Here is an 18,209-nt window from a genome sequence, read left to right on the forward strand (position 1 = left end):
GCGATAAATCGCGCGGCTTTTTGCCAATGGCGGCAGAAAACTGCGCAATAAATTGCGCCGCTACGGGGCGATTATCGCTGTTGTGCAAAGCGTAGCGGCTGTTCGCTGGAGCTACGCTTCATCACCCGATCCAGCACTTCCGCTTCCAGTTCGGCCAGTCGGGCAGAACCGCGACGGCGTGGACGCGGCAGATCAACCGTTAAATCCAACCCGATTTGTCCTTCTTCAATCAGTAATACCCGATCCGCCATCGCCACCGCTTCGCTGACGTCGTGCGTCACCAGCAACACGGTAAAGTTATGCTGTTGCCACAGTGATTCAATTAATCCCTGCATCTCAATACGCGTTAAGGCGTCCAGCGCACCGAGCGGTTCATCCAGCAGCAGCAGACCGGGACGGTGGATCAACGCACGCGCCAGTGCGACACGCTGTTTCTGCCCGCCGGACAGCGCGGCGGGCCATTCGTTGGCACGTTCCGCCAGGCCCACGGCTGCCAGCGCTTCCAGCGCATTGTCCCGCCAGGCTCGACCTTTTAGCCCAAGCCCGACGTTATCAATCACCTTTTTCCACGGCAGCAGACGCGCATCCTGAAACATCAAACGCGTATCATCGCGTGCCGACGCCAGCGGGGCATTTCCGGCCAGTAATTCGCCTTGCGTGGTGGATTCCAGTCCGGCCAACAGGCGCAGCAGGGTGCTTTTGCCGCATCCGCTGCGGCCCACCACCGCGACGAATTGTCCGGCGGGAATATGCAGATCAATATGGTTCAGGATGGTGCGGTCACCATAGCGTTTGACTACGCCGTTAACGCCCACCGGTGTTCCGCTGTTAAGCCGCGCCGGAGTGAGGGTTGCAGTACTCATGCGTTAGCCTCCTTCAGTTGATAAGCCGGATGCCAGCGTAGCCAGACGCGCTCCAGCAGTTGGGCCGCGACATCGGCCAGTTTGCCGAGCAGGGCATAAAGAATGATGGCGACCACCACCACGTCGGTTTGCAGAAATTCACGCGCGTTCATCGCCAGATAACCAATGCCCGAGTTGGCAGAAATGGTTTCGGCAACGATCAATGTCAGCCACATCAGGCCCAGGGCAAAACGTACCCCTACCATAATAGAGGGGAGGGCACCGGGTAGAATCACCTGAATAAACAGGCTCCAGCCGGAAAGGCCATAACTGCGCGCCATCTCCACCAGCCCCCGATCAATATTGCGGATGCCGTGCCAGGTGTTGAGATAAATCGGAAACAGCGTGCCGAGCGCGACGAGGAAAATTTTCGCCGCCTCATCAATGCCGAACCACAGGATCACCAGCGGAATCAGCGCCAGATGCGGCACATTTCGCAGCATCTGCACCGAGGTATCGAGCAGGCGCTCACCCAGACGTGAGGTGCCGGTAATCAGGCCCAGTATCAGCCCGATCGAGCCGCCGATACTGAAACCAATCGCGGCGCGCCAGCCGCTGATGGCGAGGTGCTGCCACAATTCGCCGCTGGCCGAGAGATTCCAGAAGGTGATCAGGATATTCTCCGGCGACGGCAGAATGCGCGTCGATAACAGCCCGGTTTGGGAAGCCAGTTGCCATACCGCGACTAACAGGACCGGCAGCGCCCAGGGCAGCAAGGCATTACTCAGGTGTTTCTTTGTCATGATTGCCTCCTCAACTCTGCGACACTTTTTGCGGCGCGAAGTCATGGGCGACAGCCTCACCACGCGCTTTAATCGTCGACGGCTGCGGGATCTGCGGCACGGCCAGGTCAAGATGCGGGAACAGCAACTCGCCGACGCGATACGCCTCTTCCAGATGGGGATAGCCGGAAAGAATAAAGGTTTCGATACCGAGGTCGGTGTATTCCTGCATACGTGCCGCGATGGTCGGTCCATCGCCGACTAAGGCTGTACCAGCACCACCGCGCACCAGACCGACACCGGCCCACAAATTAGGGCTGATCTCCAGTTTGTCACGGCGTCCACCGTGCAACGCGGCCATGCGCTGCTGACCGACGGAATCGGTGCGGGCTAACGCAGCCTGCGCTTTGGCGATGGTGGCATCATCCAGATGGGCGATCAGCCGGTCTGCGGCACGCCACGCCTCTTCATTGGTTTCACGTACAATCACATGTAAACGGATGCCAAAACGTACCTTGCGCCCCTGAGCTTCTGCTTTCGCGCGGACCTGGGCGATCTTCTCCTTAACCTGGGCGGGCGGTTCACCCCAGGTGAGATAAACATCGACCTGCTCGGCCGCCAAATCCTGAGCTGCATCAGACGATCCACCGAACCACAACGGGGGACGGGGCTGCTGCACCGGTTTAAACATCAGCCGCGCACCGCGCACCTTGACGTGTTTGCCTTCATAATCAACGGCTTCCCCTTCCAGCACGCGCCGCCAGATACGGGTGAATTCAGCCGATTCAGCATAGCGTTCGCGGTGATCGAGGAACACGCCATCCCCCGCCAGTTCTTCCGGGTCACCCCCGGTTACCAGGTTAAACAGCGCCCGGCCATTCGACAGGCGATCGAGCGTGGCGGCCTGGCGCGCGGCCTGCGTTGGGGAAATCACGCCGGGGCGTAGCGCGACCAGAAAACGCAGACGTTGCGTCACCGGAATCAGCGATGCTGCCACCAGCCAGGCATCTTCACAGGAGCGACCGGTTGGGATCAGCACGCCACCAAAACCGAGGCGATCGGCGGCCTGCGCCACTTGTTGCAGGTAGGCATGGTCTACCGGGCGCGCACCTTGATCGGTGCCAAGATAGTGGCCATCACCGTGGGTCGGGAGAAACCAGAATACGGATACGCTCATTATTCACTCCTTAAGGCTGAGCCGACAGTGGTTGCCAGATGCGATCGGCGATCGTCACTTTTACCGGCATCAAATGGTTGGCATAGAACAGGTCGGCCGTTTGCTGTTGGGCCTGCGCGGTATGGGCGCTGACCGGCGTAATGGTAGTGGGTGGTCGATGGTCGAGATAGCTTGCTATCACCGGCTTGGGCAGCCCCATCGCCTGCGCCAACAGGTCGATGCTCTGGTCACGCTGACTACGCGTTAACGCATCGGCCTCACTGAAGGTTTGCAACACCTGCTGCACAAAGTTGCCATTGGCGGCGGTGAATTTACGGGTGGCGAGATAGAAGGAACCGGTTTGATTCAGTTTGCTGCCATCGGCCAACACCCGCACATTGCCCTGTAACAAGGCGGCGGAGTAGTAGGGATCCCAGATCGCCCAGGCATCCACATCACCCTGCTGAAAAGCGGCGCGAGCATCGGCAGGCGTCAGGTAAGTGGGTTGAATATCTTTAAAGCTCAGACCGGCCTGCGCCAGTGCGCGTAATAACAGGTTGTGGGAACTGGAGCCTTTCTGAAATGCCACTTTGTGGCCTTTCAACTCGGCCACGCTGTGAATCGGGCTATCTTTGGGAACCAGAATCACTTCTGCCTTTGGTTTAGGAGGTTCCGAGCCGACATACAGCAAATCCGCCCCCGCAGCCTGGGCAAAAATGGGCGGGATATCGCCGGTGCTGCCGAGGTCGATACTGCCGACATTCAACGCTTCCAGCATCTGTGGTCCGGCGGGGAACTCAATCCACTGAATCTGCGTATGCGGGAAACGTTGCTCCAGCAGCCGATGCGATTTAGCCAGCACCATGCTGACGGACCCTTTTTGATAGCCAATACGAAACTGCGCGGGTGCGTCAGCGGCACAGGTACTCAGGCTCAGCAGCGCGGTAAAGGTTGCGAGCAGCAGACCGGATAGCATCCTTTTCATACATCTTCCTTTATACAGCTTTAGCAAAGGGTTGGCGGCGGCGATGCAGCGCATGCCAGAAGGTATCCAGTGCTTCATCAATGCGCGCGGCCAGCAACTGATCCAGTTCCGGCTGGCGGTCATAGTGTTGAATCTGGCTGTCATCAGCGAACACACCGTGCAGGACTTCCTGCGCTTTCAGCGCATTGAGTACCGGTTTCAGGGCGTAATCCACTGCCAGCATATGTGCCACGCTGCCGCCGCTTGCCAGTGGCAGCACAACTTTATGTTCCAGGGCGCGCTCCGGTAACAGGTCCAGCAGCGTTTTCAGGGCGCCAGAAAATGAAGCTTTATAAATGGGGGTGGCGACAATCACACCATCTGCCTGCGCCAGATCCTCTTTCAGGGCCTGCAAGGCCGGGGAATCAAAACGCGCATACAACAAATCTTCCGGTTGGAAGTTGTGAATATTCCAGGGAATGACTTCTACGCCGCGAGCTTCCAGCGCCTGCTGGCACAGGCTTAGTAACGCCGTGGAACGGGACGGAAATCGTGGGCTGCCTGCCAGCGTAATAACCCGCATAGTCACTCCTTATAACTGAAAGTTATTGATTATCTGATATTGAGAACTGATGTGGTAATCCTGACAGAGCGGGGGGCAGGGCTTAAATGATTTATCCGGCAATGATAAGCCGGAATCTGCAAATAAACGGTGGGCATCAATATCAGGTGGTGGGGAATCGATACGACAATTCCGAAAACTGCTGAGTCACAAAATTGAAATGATTCACTCTCTTTAAGCAATGACATGCCGTTGAGTCGATTTATTAGTGTGCAAAAGGATAACAAATGTATCGCTACCCATTATAAGTGATGTCAGCACCATACCAGATTACCACGCCGCTATATTTCCGGAGACACGGCAACTTCTCGTAAAAACAACGATGATGCGGTTAACCGCGAGGGCATCAGTTATGTCTGGTTGTATCTCCCGGTATCAATTTAATCAACTCTGTCAAAATCGATACCAATAACAAACAAGGCGATTTTAAATAATTTTTTGTTCTAAATTACAAATGGAAAAATGTCATCCAGGTGAGAAAAATAAACCACAACTCAACGGTGCAAAAATAATAAATAAATACATCATGGCTGATAAACATTATTTCTGATTAGCCCTGGGTCTGGTTGAGAAACGGAACTGTCAAAACCTGCGGCCACTGATTAAGCTAGCGCTAAATGATTCTTGTGATAATGCATTCTGTGCGTTGTGGCGTACAGGGATGTGGTTGCTATTTTTCTTTTTACAAAGTTCAAAAAGAGAGTGCTTATGTCAGAGAAACAACTGTCCGTTATCATTCCTACTTATAACGTAGAGAAATATATTGTTGAATGTGTGGATTCTCTGTTAGCGCAAATATCCACGCCCAATGAAATCATTATTGTGAATGACGGTTCAACCGATGGTACCCTGGCACTCCTCAATCAACATTATGCCAGTCAACCTCAGATCCAGATTGTTACCGTCCCTAACGGTGGCGCCGGACTGGCGCGCGACAAAGGGATTGAGCTGGCACAAGGGGAGTTTCTGTTCTTCTGCGACCCGGATGACCGTGTGGCACTGGGCCTGGTGCAGGAGTTGCAACAGGTGGCGCAGAGGCATCCCGATGTGGAGCTGTTCTGCTTCAGCTCGACCACCTTTGACCACGAACAGCCGCAGCGTTGTGCCTCTAAAGTGAAGCATGACCTGGCTGGCCTGCAACCGGCGCAGCAGGTCCTTTCCTCTTTATTACGTAATGGTACCTATACCTCGGCGGCCTGGAACTACATCCTGAAACGCACGGTTGTCGATAATCATCAGCTACGCTTTGAACAACGGGTGCATGAAGATCACTGTTTCAGTCTTGGCGCTTTCCTGAAAAGCCGTCAGGCATGGGTGAGCGAGAAAAGCTATTATCAACAACGCGTACGCGTGGGTTCATTAACCAACGGCAGCAAAAATAGCGATTATTTTCTGCAACGTTACCATGCCTTTATGCAGGCGTATCACGATTTAATGACCACGCTGGAAAAAAATACCTGGCGCGATCGGCTACAAAAAGAATATTTGTTACATTCCTTCCGCTTGATGATTTATCTCTCGTTATATAACCGTACTCCGGTGCCGCATTACGTGATTAATGCTATCCGTTTTCTCGGCCGGGAAATCAAAGCTACCGGGTTTAAAGAGTGGCTTTTATTGAATCAACCCGAGCTGTTTATTCGTCTTCAGAATTACAAAGTGGTAAAGGAGATGAAGAAAATCAGCCTTATTCCGAAAAGTGTTCCGGTGGTTTGATTGCACCAGAAATAAGTGCGAAAGTCATTGCAGGTCTGAGCATTAAGGTTGTTGCGTCATGGCGAAAACACTCGATAAGAGTTTAGTGATTAATATTTTATCTTTACTGGCCTATCGGGGAGCGTCCTTTCTCTTCCCATTAGTCACCTTGCCCTATCTGGCGCGTATTTTGGGCGTCAACCAAATGGGGGTACTGGCGCTGGCGATTGCCTGCGTGATGTATTGCAGCACCATTTCAGACTGGGGTTTTAACGTTTATACCACCAAGGATATTGCTCACCATCGTGAAGATAAAACGCGGGTGACGCAAATCTTCTGGTCAACCTTCAACGCCAAATTACTGTTAATGCTGTCCACCAGTGGCGTGCTGCTACTGACGACCTGGCTCAATCCAGGCTGGCATTATCTGTTCTGGGTAGTGTTGGCGAATTGCACCACGCTGCTCGGTTCACTGTTCTCCTTTGGTTGGTTGATGCAGGGGTTCGAAAAACTGGGCAAAACAGCGGTGATCGCCACCTTTGGTAACTTCTGCGCCATCCCACTGACCTTCCTGTTGGTGAAAACCCCGGATGATACCTGGCTGGCAGCGTTGATCCCGGGTGTGGTGTCAATGATCAGCGCATTGATTACCCTTCGATTTGTATTGATGATGAAGGTGATTGGTCGCTATCGTTTCGAACCCAGCGAAATCAAGCAACGCCTGAAAGATAGCGTGCACGTTTTTATTGCTATCGCGGGTGCCAACCTGTTTAACAGCGTCAACGTGGTGATCCTGGCGGCATTCACCTCGCATTATGCGATTGGTATCTATAACGGGGCTGATCGTCTGCGTAAGGCGGCAAATTCGGTGCCGGAGCAGATTGGCAATGCATTTTTCCCCCGGGTCAGTTATCTGTTTGCCCGCGATAAAGCGGCGGCGATTGCGGCGACGCGCAAAAGTTTGCTGATCTCGTTCCTGCTCAGCCTCGGTATTGTGATCTTTACCTGGTTCTTCGCCGATGACGTGGTGCGCATTCTACTGGGTCAGGAGTTTGTGGCCTCGGCTGACGTGCTGCGCGTGTTTGTGCTGTGTTTCCTGTTTGGCAACATTGCTTATCCGGCGGGGTTGCAAGTGTTGATCCCCCACGGTCTGGCTCGTCAGCGTATGCTGGTGATGTTGGGACCGGGAATTATTAATATCCCGGTTTGTGCGTTTCTTGCCTGGAAATATGGGGCGATTGGCGCAGCCTGGTCGATGGTGATTGCTGAATTCCTCGTCTGCGTGGGGATTTTCTGGGTGATGGCGCGGCACGGTATTTTGCGCGAATACCTGCATAATTCACCGTCTACCCGCACAGCGATTAAAGATACCGCAAGTGAATGATGATGCAGGTCAATCTGACCTGCGTTTCCTCGCGCTGCAATTTACTTTTGTGCCAGAGGCCTTTACCATTCTGGCGCACATTTTCCCGTGCACCCCGACTTTCACGAAGCTTCCGCCATTCAGGAGAGTGCATGTTATATCCTATCATCCGGCCGGCGCTGTTTAAGCTCGATCCAGAGCGTGCGCACGAACTTACCTTTCAACAATTGCGTTTTATCAGCGGCACCCCGCTGGAAGGGTTTATCCGCCAGTCGTTACCTGCGCGTCCGGTGAACTGCATGGGGCTGACCTTTCCTAATGCTTTGGGGCTGGCAGCCGGTCTTGATAAAAATGCCGAATGTATTGATGCCTTTGGTGCTATGGGCTTTGGCTTTGTCGAAGTGGGCACCGTGACACCCCGCGCGCAACCCGGTAATGACAAACCGCGTATGTTCCGCCTGGTGGAAGCGGAAGGCATAATTAACCGCATGGGATTTAATAATCTGGGTGTCGATCACCTGGTTGAGAACGTTAAAAAGGCGCGTTTTAAAGGAATCCTTGGTATCAATATTGGTAAAAATAAAGATACGCCAGTTGAACAAGGTAAAGACGATTATCTGATCTGCATGGAAAAGGTGTATGCCCATGCCGGTTATATTGCCATCAATATTTCGTCACCTAACACGCCAGGATTACGCACACTGCAATATGGTGAAGCGCTGGATGATCTGCTGTCAGCGATCAAATTAAAGCAAAAAGAGTTGCAGGAACGGCACCTTAAATATGTTCCCGTCGCGGTGAAGATCGCGCCGGATCTTTCTGAAGAGGAATTGATCCAGGTGGCGGACAGTTTAGTGCGTCATGAAATTGATGGCGTGATTGCCACCAATACCACGCTGGACCGCTCACTGGTGGCCGGGCTGAAATACAGTGAAGAAGCCGGTGGTTTAAGTGGCCGTCCGGTACAAACACGCAGCACCGAAATCATTCGTCGCCTGTCGCAGGAACTGCAAGGCCGTCTGCCTATTATTGGTGTGGGTGGTATTGATTCGCTGGTGGCCGCGCGTGAAAAAATCGCCGCCGGTGCCACGCTGGTCCAGATATACTCCGGATTCATTTATAAAGGACCTGGTTTAATTAAAGATATCGTGACCCACCTCTAAGACATTTCCCACATTCCCGCGCCAGGGGGTTTATTTATCCCTCTGGCTCGTTTATATTTTGTTCTGCTGGTGCATTTTTCAGCTTTTCCTTAGCGTTATTTTTCTTTGCTGTGAACCGCAATTTTGCGCAGCGATAAACCACAGGGCACATCATGAAAATCAAACCCGATGACAACTGGCGTTGGTATTTTGACGCGGAGCATGACCGGATGATGCTTGATCTGGCTGATGGCATGTTATTTCGCTCGCGCTTCTCACGCAAAATGCTGACGCCAGATGCCTTTAATGAAAGCGGTTTTTGCGTGGATGATGCCGCGCTTTATTTTACCTTTGAAGAACGTTGTCGTCTGAGCGGATTAAAAGGCGATCAACGTGCCGAGCTGGTATTAAATGCGCTGGTTGCTAGCCGTTTTCTAAAACCGCTGATGCCAAAAAGTTGGCACTTTACCAGCCATGCTCACAGCTGGCAGCCTGCTGCGGGTGATATGGTGGCGGTGACATTGGCCGATAGCGGTGAGCAGGCACAATTGCTGGTGGTGGAGAGTGGTGAGAATGCGGCGCTGTGTTTGCTGGCACAACATGCGCTAACCGTGGCGGGTAAAGGTATGGTGTTGGGTGATGCGATTAAAGTGATGAACGATCGCCTGCAACCTTGTCAGCAGGAATCATCCGCCCCGTTTGCCAGGGCGGTATAACGCGTTACGCCAGTTCAATATCGCCAGCGGGAATACAACTACAACTCAGAATGGTGCCATCCTGACGTACGGCACTTTTCTTCAATGCTTTCACTTCCCCCGATACCAGCGTCATTTTGCAGCTGCCGCATATCCCGGCACGGCAGGAGTAGGGGATACGAAAGCCCTGCATCTCCAGCTGCTCCAGTAAGACTTGCTGATTGTCGCCGGTGAAGGCATTGCCCTGATAACCAATGGTGACAGGGCTGGTCGGGCTGGCGGTGGTTGCCAGTGTCTCCACGACCTGACCAGCACCATAGGCGCGAGCCGGTTGCTTCTCCACAATGGTGACGGGATCGCCCACCCGGATCACACCGCTGTTCAGCGCAATTAAATTCAGACCGAAATCGATGTCGCCACTGCCATCCTGCGCGCTGCGGAAACGTTGCAGGGTTGCCAGTGGTTCACCCTGCGGATGTTTCTGGCCACTTTCTGTTCCCACCGTGGTGAAGACACAGCGACTACAGGGCTTCGGCATCTCAAAGGTGATATCGCCAATTTTCAGGGTCTTCCAGCTATCTTCTTCCCATGCCTGCGCGCCGCTGATCACCAGGTTAGGGCGGAACTGTTCCACGCGCACGCTGGCGGGGCAGCGTTGTTGCAGATCCTGCAATGATGCCATGTTTACCAGCAGATAAGGAAAACCATCGGCGAAGCTGAGTGGCACCTGGTCAAAGCGTTTAACGCGCCGGGTCGGTTGGGAACCGGTCCAGCGTAGCTGCACCGGGCGTGGAAAAAAGCCGCTCAGCCATTGGTTGATCGCATCCGGGGCAACACGAGAAGTAAAGTGATTACCCCATACTTCGGTGGGCGCATCATCGGCGGCAAAATCGGTGAAGCGAATCAGCGCCTGGCTGCCATCGGGTGCCTGTAAAAACAGGCCGTCCGGCAACAGCGCCGGGGTGAAGCGCACCATCTCCGGGTACTGGCGAGCTGTGATAAAGGTGCCATCGGTTTCGGTGACCATAAAGATGCGATCAAATCCCAGGCCGCTATCCAGCACCTGGGCATGCGACAACTGAAGACCGCGCATCGATTTAACCGGATGGATATATAGACGGGACAACGTAATCATCACCACTCCCTGAAAGCCGTCATGCAGGACAAAAAGAAGCTAACTTTAGGACATAGGACGCTGATTCGCTATAATGCGCAACAATTTTATCAAGGGTATAAGTGACGATATGAATTCTCTGTTTGCCAGTACGGCGCGTGGGCTCGAAGAGCTGTTGAAAACTGAGCTGGACGCGCTGGGTGCGCAGGATTTGCAGGTGGTGCAGGGCGGGGTGCATTTTGAGGCCGATGACCGCGTGATGTACCAAAGCCTGCTGTGGAGCCGTCTGGCTTCGCGTATTTTACTGCCGCTGGGAGAATTCGGCGTCTGGAGCGATCTCGATCTGTATGTCGGCGCCCAGAGTATTCCGTGGTGTGACATCTTCGACAGCAACACCAGCTTCGCCATCCACTTCAGTGGCACCAACGAGGTGATCCGCAATAGTCAGTTTGGTGCGCTGCGTATCAAAGACGCCATTGTTGACAGCTTTACGCGACAGAATCTGCCGCGCCCGAATGTGGATCGTGAACAGCCGGGCATTCGTATCAATGCCTGGCTGAATAAAGATCGCGTCAGCATCGCGCTGGATCTGAGCGGTGATGCGCTACATCAGCGTGGTTATCGCCAGCAAACCGGCCAGGCGCCATTGAAAGAGAATCTGGCGGCGGCGATCGTGATGCGTTCTGGTTGGCAAAAGGATACGCCACTGATCGATCCAATGTGTGGTTCCGGCACCCTGTTGATTGAAGCGGCGTTGATTGCCTGCGATCGTGCCCCTGGCCTGTTGCGTTCGCGCTGGGGCTTTACTGACTGGAAAAAACATAATCAACCGCTGTGGCAGGAGTTGCGTAGCGAAGCACAACAGCGCGCACGCACGGGTACGGCAGCGACCAGTGCGCGTTTCTTTGGTTATGACAATGATGGTCGTGTGCTGGAGTGGGCGCGCGCCAACGCGCGTCGTGCCGGTGTGGCCGAGCTCTTCACCTTTGCGCAACAGGATGTCCTGAAGCTGAGCAATCCGTTACCGCCGGAGGTGACCGGTACGGTGCTGAGTAACCCACCGTATGGTGAGCGTCTGGAGAGCGAACCGGCGCTGATTGCGTTGCACAGCCAGTTAGGCCGCATCATGAAGCAGAAGTTTGGTGGCTGGAACCTGTCGTTGTTCAGTGCCTCACCCGAGCTGCTGAGCTGCCTGTCGCTGCGTGCCGACCGTCAATTTAAAGCGAAAAACGGCCCGCTCGAGTGCGTGCAGAAAAATTATCAGCTGGCGGCCAGCAGTGGTGAAGGTACCGCGCAGATCGCGGAAGATTACGCTAACCGCCTGCGCAAGAACCTGAAAAAACTGGAGAAGTGGGCGCGCCAGTCGCACATCGATTGTTATCGTCTTTACGATGCCGATCTGCCGGAATATAACGTGGCGGTGGATCGCTATGCCGATTGGGTGGTGATTCAGGAATACGCAGCGCCGAAAACCGTGGATGCCAACAAGGCGCGTCAACGCCTGTTCGACGTGATCAGCGCCACGCTTAGCGTGCTGGAGATCCCGGCGAACCGTCTGGTGCTGAAAACCCGTGAGCGTCAGAAAGGCAAAAACCAGTATCAGAAGCTGGCGGAGAAGGGCAACTTCTTTGAAGTGCAGGAATTTGATGCCCGTTTCCTGGTTAACCTCACCGATTATCTCGATACCGGCCTGTTCCTCGATCACCGCATCGCGCGTCAGATGCTGGGTAAAATGAGCCAGGGCAAAGATTTCCTGAACCTGTTCTCGTACACCGGCAGCGCCAGTGTCCATGCTGGTCTGGGTGGGGCGAAATCCACCACCACGGTGGATATGTCGCGTACCTATCTGGAATGGGCTGAGCGCAACTTGCGCCTCAACGGGCTGACGGGCCGCCAGCATCGCCTGATGCAGGCCGATTGTCTGAGCTGGTTGCGTGACAGCAACGAACAGTTTGACTTGATCTTCATCGACCCGCCGACCTTCTCCAACTCGAAGCGTATGGAAGACGATTTTGACGTGCAGCGCGATCACCTGATGCTGATGCAAAACCTGAAGCGTCTGCTGCGTCGTGGCGGTACCATTATGTTTTCCAACAATAAACGCGGCTTCAAAATGGATCTTGATGGTTTGCAGCGTCTGGGCTTGCAGGCGCAGGAAATCACCCAGAAGACCCAGTCGCAGGATTTTGCCCGTAATCACATTCACAACTGCTGGCTGGTCAGCCACGCCGGTAAGGAATAAGTTTTATGTCATTGATCAGTATCCACGGCGCTTATCTCTCCTTCAGCGATGCGCCGTTGCTGGATAACACCGAGCTGCACATTGAAGAGGGTGAGCGCGTCTGTCTGGTGGGGCGCAACGGGGCCGGTAAATCTACGCTGATGAAAATCATCAACGGTGAACAGCCGCTCGATGATGGTCGCATCATTTATGAAACCGACCTGGTGGTGGCACGTCTGCAACAGGATCCGCCGCGCAACATCACTGGCTCGGTGTATGACTTCGTCGCCGAAGGGGTGGAAGAACAGGCGGAACACCTGAAGGCGTACCACGCTATCTCCCATGTGGTGATGGAGGATCCCAGCGAGAAAAACCTCAATGAGATGGCGCGTTTGCAGGGCATCCTGGATCACCACAACCTGTGGCAGCTGGAAAGCCGCATCAATGATGTGCTGGAAAAAATCGGTTTACAGGCGGATACCGAACTGTCGTCATTGTCCGGTGGCTGGTTACGTAAAGCGGCGCTGGGACGTGCGCTGGTCAGCAATCCACGCGTGCTGATGCTGGATGAGCCCACCAACCACCTCGATATCGAAACCATCGACTGGCTGGAAACCTTCCTGAAAACCTTCACTGGCAGCATCGTGTTTATTTCGCACGACCGTTCGTTTATCCGCAATATGGCGACGCGCATTGTCGATTTGGATCGCGGCAAGCTGGTCTCCTGGCCGGGTGACTACGACCAGTATCTGCTGGGTAAAGAAGAAGCGCTGCGCGTGGAAGAGATGCAAAACGCCGAATTTGACCGCAAGCTGGCGCAGGAAGAGGTGTGGATCCGTCAGGGCATCAAGGCGCGTCGTACCCGTAACGAAGGTCGTGTTCGTGCCCTGAAAGCGTTGCGCCGTGAACGTTCTGAGCGTCGTGAAGTGATGGGCAAAGCCAATATGCAGGTGGGTGAAGCCTCACGCTCCGGCAAGATTGTGTTTGAGCTGGAGAATGTCAACTACGCTGTAGATGGCAAGGTGCTGGTGCAGGATTTCTCATCACAGGTGCAGCGTGGTGACAAAATTGCGCTGATTGGCCCCAACGGCTGTGGCAAAACCACGCTGTTGCGTCTGATGTTGCAACAACTGAAGGCGGATAGTGGTCGCGTGCACTCCGGAACGAAGCTGGAAGTGGCGTACTTTGACCAGCATCGTGCAGAACTTGATCCTGATCGCACCGTGATGGATAACCTGGCGGAAGGCAAGCAGGAAGTAATGGTGAACGGTAAGCCGCGCCATGTACTGGGTTATTTGCAGGACTTTTTGTTCCATCCGAAACGCGCCATGACGCCGGTGCGTGCGCTTTCCGGCGGTGAACGTAATCGTCTGCTGCTGGCACGTTTGTTCCTCAAACCCAGTAACCTGATGATTCTCGATGAACCGACCAACGACCTCGATGTGGAAACGCTGGAGCTGCTGGAAGAGTTGATTGATGGCTATCAGGGTACCGTGTTGCTGGTGAGCCACGATCGTCAGTTTGTCGATAACACCGTCACTGAATGCTGGATTTTCGAAGGTAACGGCGAGATTGGGACCTTTGTCGGCGGTTATCATGATGCGCAGCAGCAGCGTGCCGCGTATAAGCAGCTGAAGACCGCGCCGGTGGCGAAATCTTCCGTCACGGCAAAACCTGCGGAAAAAAGTGATGCCAGTAAACGTAACGCAACCAAGTTAAGTTACAACCTGACGCGTGAGCTGGAGCAGCTGCCGCAAAAACTGGAGCAGCTCGAAACGCGTATTGGCGAGTTGCAGGCGCAAATGAGTCATCCGGATTTCTTCAGTCAGCCGCACGATAAAACGCAGCCGGTGCTTGATGCGCTGGCGCAGACCGAGCAGGAACTGGAAACAGCGTTTGAACGCTGGGAAGAGCTGGAAGCACTGAAAAACGGCGCTTAATACAGAAGGAAACCGGTATGTGTGCAGCGGATAATCCGCAATCGTGGGTGCTATGCCCACAATGCGATTTAACGGTTAAATTGCCTGCTGTGCCGATCGGCAGCCGGGCGCGTTGCCCGCGCTGCCATACCACGTTGACAGCAAACTGGCACGAGCCGCAAAAGCGGCCGACCGGCTATGCATTTGCCGCGCTGTTTATGCTGGTGCTGGCGAATCTGTTCCCTTTCGTCAACATGCATGTCGCCGGTTTGAGTAGTGAAATCTCGCTGCCGGAAATCCCCAATGTGATGGTGCGTGAGGATTACAGCAGCCTCGCCACCCTGTTCCTGCTATTTGTGCAGGGCATTCCCGCATTCTGTATGGTGACCATTATCCTGTTGGTCAACCGCATCAGAATGCCTCACCACCTGCGGCTGGTGCTGGCACGCATTTTGTTCCAGTTGCGTAACTGGGGCATGGCGGAAATCTTCATGGCCGGGGTGTTGGTCAGCTTTGTCAAACTGATGGCTTACGGTGAACTGGGTCTGGGGATCAGTTTCTGGGCCTGGTGCCTGTTTTGCGTGTTGCAACTGCGCGCGTTTCAGGTGGTGGATCGCCGCTGGGTGTGGCAGCAGATCGCACCCTTGCCAGCGCTGCCACACGCACCGAAAGCAGGCATCAGTGGTTTACAACATGGGATGAAACGTTGTTCGTGCTGCACCGCCATTTTGCCTGTTGCGCAGAATCACTGTAGCCGCTGTGGTGTGGTGGTGCATGCGCGCCGACCGCACAGCCTGCAATGGACGCTGGCGTTGCTGGTGACTTCACTGCTGCTTTACCTCCCTTCGAATATTATGCCGATCATGGTGACGGAGACGTTAGGCACGCAATATCCCTCTAACATTATGGCAGGGGTGATTTTGCTATGGAGTGATGGCTCCTGGCCGGTGGCGCTGGTGATTTTTATCGCCAGCATCATGGTGCCGTCGTTGAAAATGTTGGCGATTGGTTGGTTATGCTGGGATGCCAGTGGACGCGGCCAGCATGACAGCGAAAAGATGCATCTGGTTTATGAGGTGGTGGAGTTTGTTGGCCGTTGGTCAATGATTGATGTGTTTGTGATTGCTGTCCTTTCCGCATTGGTCCGGATGGGGCGGCTGATGAGTGTTTACCCGGCGCCAGGCGCGCTACTGTTTGCGCTGGTGGTGATTCTCACCATGTTTGCAGCGTTGGCTTTTGATCCGCGCCTGACCTGGGATCGTGTACGGAAAACCGAACGTAAGGAGCCGCGTCTTGACGGACAATCATCAGGGCATTGCTAACGTCGACCAGATTAAACGCTGGTCGCCGGTCTGGATTGTACCCATCGTTACGCTGTTGATCGGCGGATGGATTCTTTTTTATCACTTCAGCCATCAGGGGCCGCAAGTCACGCTGATCACCGAAAATGCCGAAGGTATTGAAGCAGGTAAAACCACGATTAAAAGCCGTAGTGTGGATGTCGGCGTGGTGGAAAGTGCGGTGCTGACTGACGATTTGCATCATGTAGAAATCACCGCGCGCCTGAATTCTGGGATGGAAAAACTGCTTCATAGCGATAGCGTGTTTTGGGTGGTCAAACCGCAGATTGGCCGTGAAGGAATTACCGGCCTCGGTACCTTGCTGTCTGGTGCTTACATCGAATTACAGCCGGGCACCAAGGGCGACAAGCCGACGAGTTACCAACTGCTGGACGCGCCGCCGCTGGCACCGCCCGATGCCAAAGGTATTCGCGTCACGCTTGATAGTAACAAAGCGGGGCAATTGAATCCGGGTGATCCGGTGTTGTTCCGTGGCTACCGGGTGGGATCGGTAGAAACCAGCAGTTTTGATACCGACAAACGTATGATGACGTATCAGCTGTTTATCTCAGCGCCTTATGACCGACTGGTGACCACCAATGTGCGTTTCTGGAAGGACAGCGGCATCGCCGTGGATATGTCTTCCTCAGGTATGCGTGTCGAGATGGGATCATTGACCACGCTGTTCAGTGGCGGTGTGAGCTTTGATGTGCCAACTGGCTGGGAGCTGGGCGAAGTGGCGCAGAACAAGGCGGAATACCATCTGTTTGACGATCAGCGCAGTATCCAGGATTCGTTGTATACCAAGCATATCGATTTCCTGATGTTCTTCTCTGACTCCATTCGAGGTCTACAGGCGGGAGCACCGGTGGAGTTTCGCGGTATCCGGCTTGGCACGGTGGCGAAGGCACCGTACATGATCCCGGGCCTGGATCAGGCGCTGGACAATGATTATCGTGTGCCGGTATTGATTCGTATTGAGCCTGATCGCTTCATTACCCGTCTGGGCGGAGATTTTAACCTTGAGCAACATCTGCAAGATGGTAAAAAGCGCGGCCTGCGTGCCACGTTGAAAACAGGGAATCTGCTTTCCGGCGCACTCTACGTTGATCTGGACTTCTATGACAACGTGGCGGCGTATAAAGGGCCGAATAAAGTTGCCGGTTTCGAAGTGATTCCGACGGTCAGCGGCGGCCTCAGTCAGATTCAACAAAAACTGATGGCGGCATTGGATAAGATTAACAATCTACCGTTGAATCCGATGATCAATGAGGCAACCGGTACGCTGAAAGAGAGTCAGAAAACGTTGCAGCAGTTGCAAAAAACGCTGAATAACCTGAATCAGATCACTGCCAGCCCGGCGATGAAGACGTTACCGGCTGATATGCAGCAGACATTGCGTGAGCTGAACCGCAGCATGAAAGGGTTGCAACCGGGATCGCCTGCTTATAACAAGCTGGTGGGCGGTATGCAGCAACTCGATAAGACGCTGCGTGAATTGCAGCCGGTGTTGAAGACACTGAACAGCAAAAGCAACGCGCTGGTGTTTGAAGCCAAGCCGGGTGAGGACCCACAGCCAAAGAGGGCGAAACAGTGAAAAAAGGGTTGATGATTGGGGCGATGCTGCTGCTGGCGGGTTGCAGCAGCACCGTTGAAACGACGTACTATCAACTCCCGACAGGTGCCGTTATGGCACCTGTTAGCAGCGATGCCAGCAGTAAGCAGCCGATGCTTTGGGTTCAGCAGGTCAGCGTGCCGGATTATCTGGCAGGCAATGGTTTGGTGTACCAGACCAGCGACGTGAAATACGTCATTGCCGCTAATAATCTTTGGGCCAGTCCGCTTGACCAGCAATTGCAGCAAACGCTGGTGAATAATCTGAGCCGTGCGTTGCCGGGCCGCCTGGTATCAGGCTCGCCGTTGGCTGAGACGCACGATACCCTGACCGTCAATGTGACCGGTTTTCAGGGGCGCTTTGACGGTAAAGCCATTGTGAGCGGGGAGTGGGTGCTGCAACATGAAGGGCGTCTTATCAAACATGGCTTTAATCTGACGCTGCCACAGACTGAAGACGGTTACGATGCCCTGGTGCGTACCCTGGCGCTTGGTTGGCAACAAGTCGCTCAGCAGATAGCGAATAATGCGATCGCGTTAAATTAAGAATTGTTCGAAGCTTATCTAAGTCCTTGATTTGTCATTAACGAGTGGCGAAAATATCAGGGGCTTTTTTATTGTCTAATCAGCCAGATAAGAGATTTTTCCGAAAATTTACCTCATTCTGTGATGTCGGTTTCAGGTCATATTTATGACATTGGCGTGAAATTTGCGCATTGATCTTTTCGGCGCATGGCGTT

The 18,209-nt window shown here is 54.0% G+C and carries 15 protein-coding genes; 9 read left to right on the plus strand and 6 right to left on the minus strand.

The window, feature by feature from the left end; genetic code table 11:
• Nucleotides 1–71 precede the first annotated feature (71 nt).
• Genes ssuB through ssuE form a run of 5 tightly spaced genes read right to left on the minus strand, consistent with a single transcriptional unit; the run spans nucleotide 72 to nucleotide 4,327 of the window.
• The gene (ssuB, locus tag CTZ24_RS06915; RefSeq protein ID WP_208725134.1) at nucleotides 72–863 is read right to left on the minus strand and encodes an aliphatic sulfonates ABC transporter ATP-binding protein; all 792 of its coding nucleotides are present in this window, start codon (nucleotides 861–863) and stop codon (nucleotides 72–74) included.
• Nucleotides 860–1,645: an aliphatic sulfonate ABC transporter permease SsuC gene (gene ssuC, locus CTZ24_RS06920; protein WP_208725135.1), complete on the minus strand. Its 786-nt coding sequence runs from the start codon at nucleotides 1,643–1,645 to the stop codon at nucleotides 860–862. Before ssuC ends, ssuB begins: the two co-directional genes overlap by 4 nt.
• Nucleotides 1,646–1,655: 10 nt before the next feature.
• Nucleotides 1,656–2,801: an FMNH2-dependent alkanesulfonate monooxygenase gene (gene ssuD, locus CTZ24_RS06925; protein ID WP_208725136.1), complete on the minus strand. Its 1,146-nt coding sequence runs from the start codon at nucleotides 2,799–2,801 to the stop codon at nucleotides 1,656–1,658.
• A gap of 10 nt (nucleotides 2,802–2,811) precedes the next feature.
• On the minus strand, nucleotides 2,812–3,765 hold the full coding sequence (locus tag CTZ24_RS06930; RefSeq protein WP_208725137.1) for a sulfonate ABC transporter substrate-binding protein: 954 nt from the start codon (nucleotides 3,763–3,765) through the stop codon (nucleotides 2,812–2,814).
• 10 nt (nucleotides 3,766–3,775) lie between these two features.
• Nucleotides 3,776–4,327, minus strand: a complete 552-nt coding sequence (gene ssuE / locus CTZ24_RS06935; protein ID WP_208725138.1) for an NADPH-dependent FMN reductase — start codon at nucleotides 4,325–4,327, stop codon at nucleotides 3,776–3,778.
• A 747-nt stretch (nucleotides 4,328–5,074) separates the two neighbouring features.
• Here ssuE and CTZ24_RS06940 point away from each other — a divergent pair.
• The 4 genes from CTZ24_RS06940 to CTZ24_RS06955 all read left to right on the plus strand — a co-directional run bounded on the left by CTZ24_RS06940 (nucleotide 5,075) and on the right by CTZ24_RS06955 (nucleotide 9,282).
• On the plus strand, nucleotides 5,075–6,082 hold the full coding sequence (locus CTZ24_RS06940; RefSeq protein ID WP_208725139.1) for a glycosyltransferase family 2 protein: 1,008 nt from the start codon (nucleotides 5,075–5,077) through the stop codon (nucleotides 6,080–6,082).
• A 58-nt stretch (nucleotides 6,083–6,140) separates the two neighbouring features.
• Entirely contained in the window at nucleotides 6,141–7,445 is a 1,305-nt protein-coding gene (locus CTZ24_RS06945) for a flippase (protein WP_021182631.1), read from the plus strand.
• A 131-nt stretch (nucleotides 7,446–7,576) separates the two neighbouring features.
• Nucleotides 7,577–8,587, plus strand: coding sequence for a quinone-dependent dihydroorotate dehydrogenase (gene pyrD, locus CTZ24_RS06950; RefSeq protein WP_208725140.1), 1,011 nt, complete (start codon nucleotides 7,577–7,579; stop codon nucleotides 8,585–8,587).
• Between the two features lie 152 nt (nucleotides 8,588–8,739).
• Entirely contained in the window at nucleotides 8,740–9,282 is a 543-nt protein-coding gene (locus CTZ24_RS06955) for a cell division protein ZapC (protein WP_021182633.1), read from the plus strand.
• 4 nt (nucleotides 9,283–9,286) lie between these two features.
• On the opposite strand, the gene CTZ24_RS06960 is transcribed toward CTZ24_RS06955, so the two are convergent.
• The gene (locus CTZ24_RS06960) at nucleotides 9,287–10,396 is read right to left on the minus strand and encodes a YcbX family protein (RefSeq protein ID WP_208725141.1); all 1,110 of its coding nucleotides are present in this window, start codon (nucleotides 10,394–10,396) and stop codon (nucleotides 9,287–9,289) included.
• A gap of 109 nt (nucleotides 10,397–10,505) precedes the next feature.
• On the opposite strand from CTZ24_RS06960, the gene rlmKL reads away from it, so the two are divergent.
• The 5 genes from rlmKL to pqiC are packed head-to-tail and all read left to right on the plus strand — an operon-like array spanning nucleotide 10,506 to nucleotide 18,015.
• Nucleotides 10,506–12,617 carry a bifunctional 23S rRNA (guanine(2069)-N(7))-methyltransferase RlmK/23S rRNA (guanine(2445)-N(2))-methyltransferase RlmL gene (gene rlmKL / locus CTZ24_RS06965; protein WP_208725142.1) on the plus strand — a complete coding sequence of 704 codons (2,112 nt, stop codon included), beginning with the start codon at nucleotides 10,506–10,508 and terminating at the stop codon, nucleotides 12,615–12,617.
• A gap of 5 nt (nucleotides 12,618–12,622) precedes the next feature.
• A complete protein-coding gene (locus CTZ24_RS06970; RefSeq protein WP_208725143.1) occupies nucleotides 12,623–14,536 on the plus strand; it encodes an ABC transporter ATP-binding protein in 1,914 nt (637 codons plus the stop codon).
• 17 nt (nucleotides 14,537–14,553) lie between these two features.
• A complete protein-coding gene (pqiA, locus tag CTZ24_RS06975) occupies nucleotides 14,554–15,837 on the plus strand; it encodes a membrane integrity-associated transporter subunit PqiA (protein WP_208725144.1) in 1,284 nt (427 codons plus the stop codon).
• Entirely contained in the window at nucleotides 15,809–17,452 is a 1,644-nt protein-coding gene (gene pqiB / locus CTZ24_RS06980) for an intermembrane transport protein PqiB (RefSeq protein WP_021182638.1), read from the plus strand. The genes pqiA and pqiB overlap by 29 nt, the downstream gene beginning before the upstream one ends.
• Nucleotides 17,449–18,015 carry a membrane integrity-associated transporter subunit PqiC gene (gene pqiC / locus CTZ24_RS06985; RefSeq protein WP_208725145.1) on the plus strand — a complete coding sequence of 189 codons (567 nt, stop codon included), beginning with the start codon at nucleotides 17,449–17,451 and terminating at the stop codon, nucleotides 18,013–18,015. The genes pqiB and pqiC overlap by 4 nt, the downstream gene beginning before the upstream one ends.
• Nucleotides 18,016–18,209 lie beyond the last annotated feature (194 nt).

Source organism: Pantoea phytobeneficialis, from assembly GCF_009728735.1.
Classification (GTDB): domain Bacteria; phylum Pseudomonadota; class Gammaproteobacteria; order Enterobacterales; family Enterobacteriaceae; genus Pantoea; species Pantoea phytobeneficialis.

Excerpts from the sequence above, each read along its gene's own strand:
- ssuB (WP_208725134.1), bottom strand. The coding sequence starts at position 863 with ATGAGTACTGCAACCCTCACTCCGGCGCGGCTTAACAGCGGAACACCG.
- ssuC (WP_208725135.1), bottom strand. The coding sequence starts at position 1,645 with ATGACAAAGAAACACCTGAGTAATGCCTTGCTGCCCTGGGCGCTGCCG.
- ssuD (WP_208725136.1), bottom strand. The coding sequence starts at position 2,801 with ATGAGCGTATCCGTATTCTGGTTTCTCCCGACCCACGGTGATGGCCAC.
- CTZ24_RS06930 (WP_208725137.1), bottom strand. The coding sequence starts at position 3,765 with ATGAAAAGGATGCTATCCGGTCTGCTGCTCGCAACCTTTACCGCGCTG.
- ssuE (WP_208725138.1), bottom strand. The coding sequence starts at position 4,327 with ATGCGGGTTATTACGCTGGCAGGCAGCCCACGATTTCCGTCCCGTTCC.
- CTZ24_RS06940 (WP_208725139.1), top strand. The coding sequence starts at position 5,075 with ATGTCAGAGAAACAACTGTCCGTTATCATTCCTACTTATAACGTAGAG.
- CTZ24_RS06945 (WP_021182631.1), top strand. The coding sequence starts at position 6,141 with ATGGCGAAAACACTCGATAAGAGTTTAGTGATTAATATTTTATCTTTA.
- pyrD (WP_208725140.1), top strand. The coding sequence starts at position 7,577 with ATGTTATATCCTATCATCCGGCCGGCGCTGTTTAAGCTCGATCCAGAG.
- CTZ24_RS06955 (WP_021182633.1), top strand. The coding sequence starts at position 8,740 with ATGAAAATCAAACCCGATGACAACTGGCGTTGGTATTTTGACGCGGAG.
- CTZ24_RS06960 (WP_208725141.1), bottom strand. The coding sequence starts at position 10,396 with ATGATTACGTTGTCCCGTCTATATATCCATCCGGTTAAATCGATGCGC.
- rlmKL (WP_208725142.1), top strand. The coding sequence starts at position 10,506 with ATGAATTCTCTGTTTGCCAGTACGGCGCGTGGGCTCGAAGAGCTGTTG.
- CTZ24_RS06970 (WP_208725143.1), top strand. The coding sequence starts at position 12,623 with ATGTCATTGATCAGTATCCACGGCGCTTATCTCTCCTTCAGCGATGCG.
- pqiA (WP_208725144.1), top strand. The coding sequence starts at position 14,554 with ATGTGTGCAGCGGATAATCCGCAATCGTGGGTGCTATGCCCACAATGC.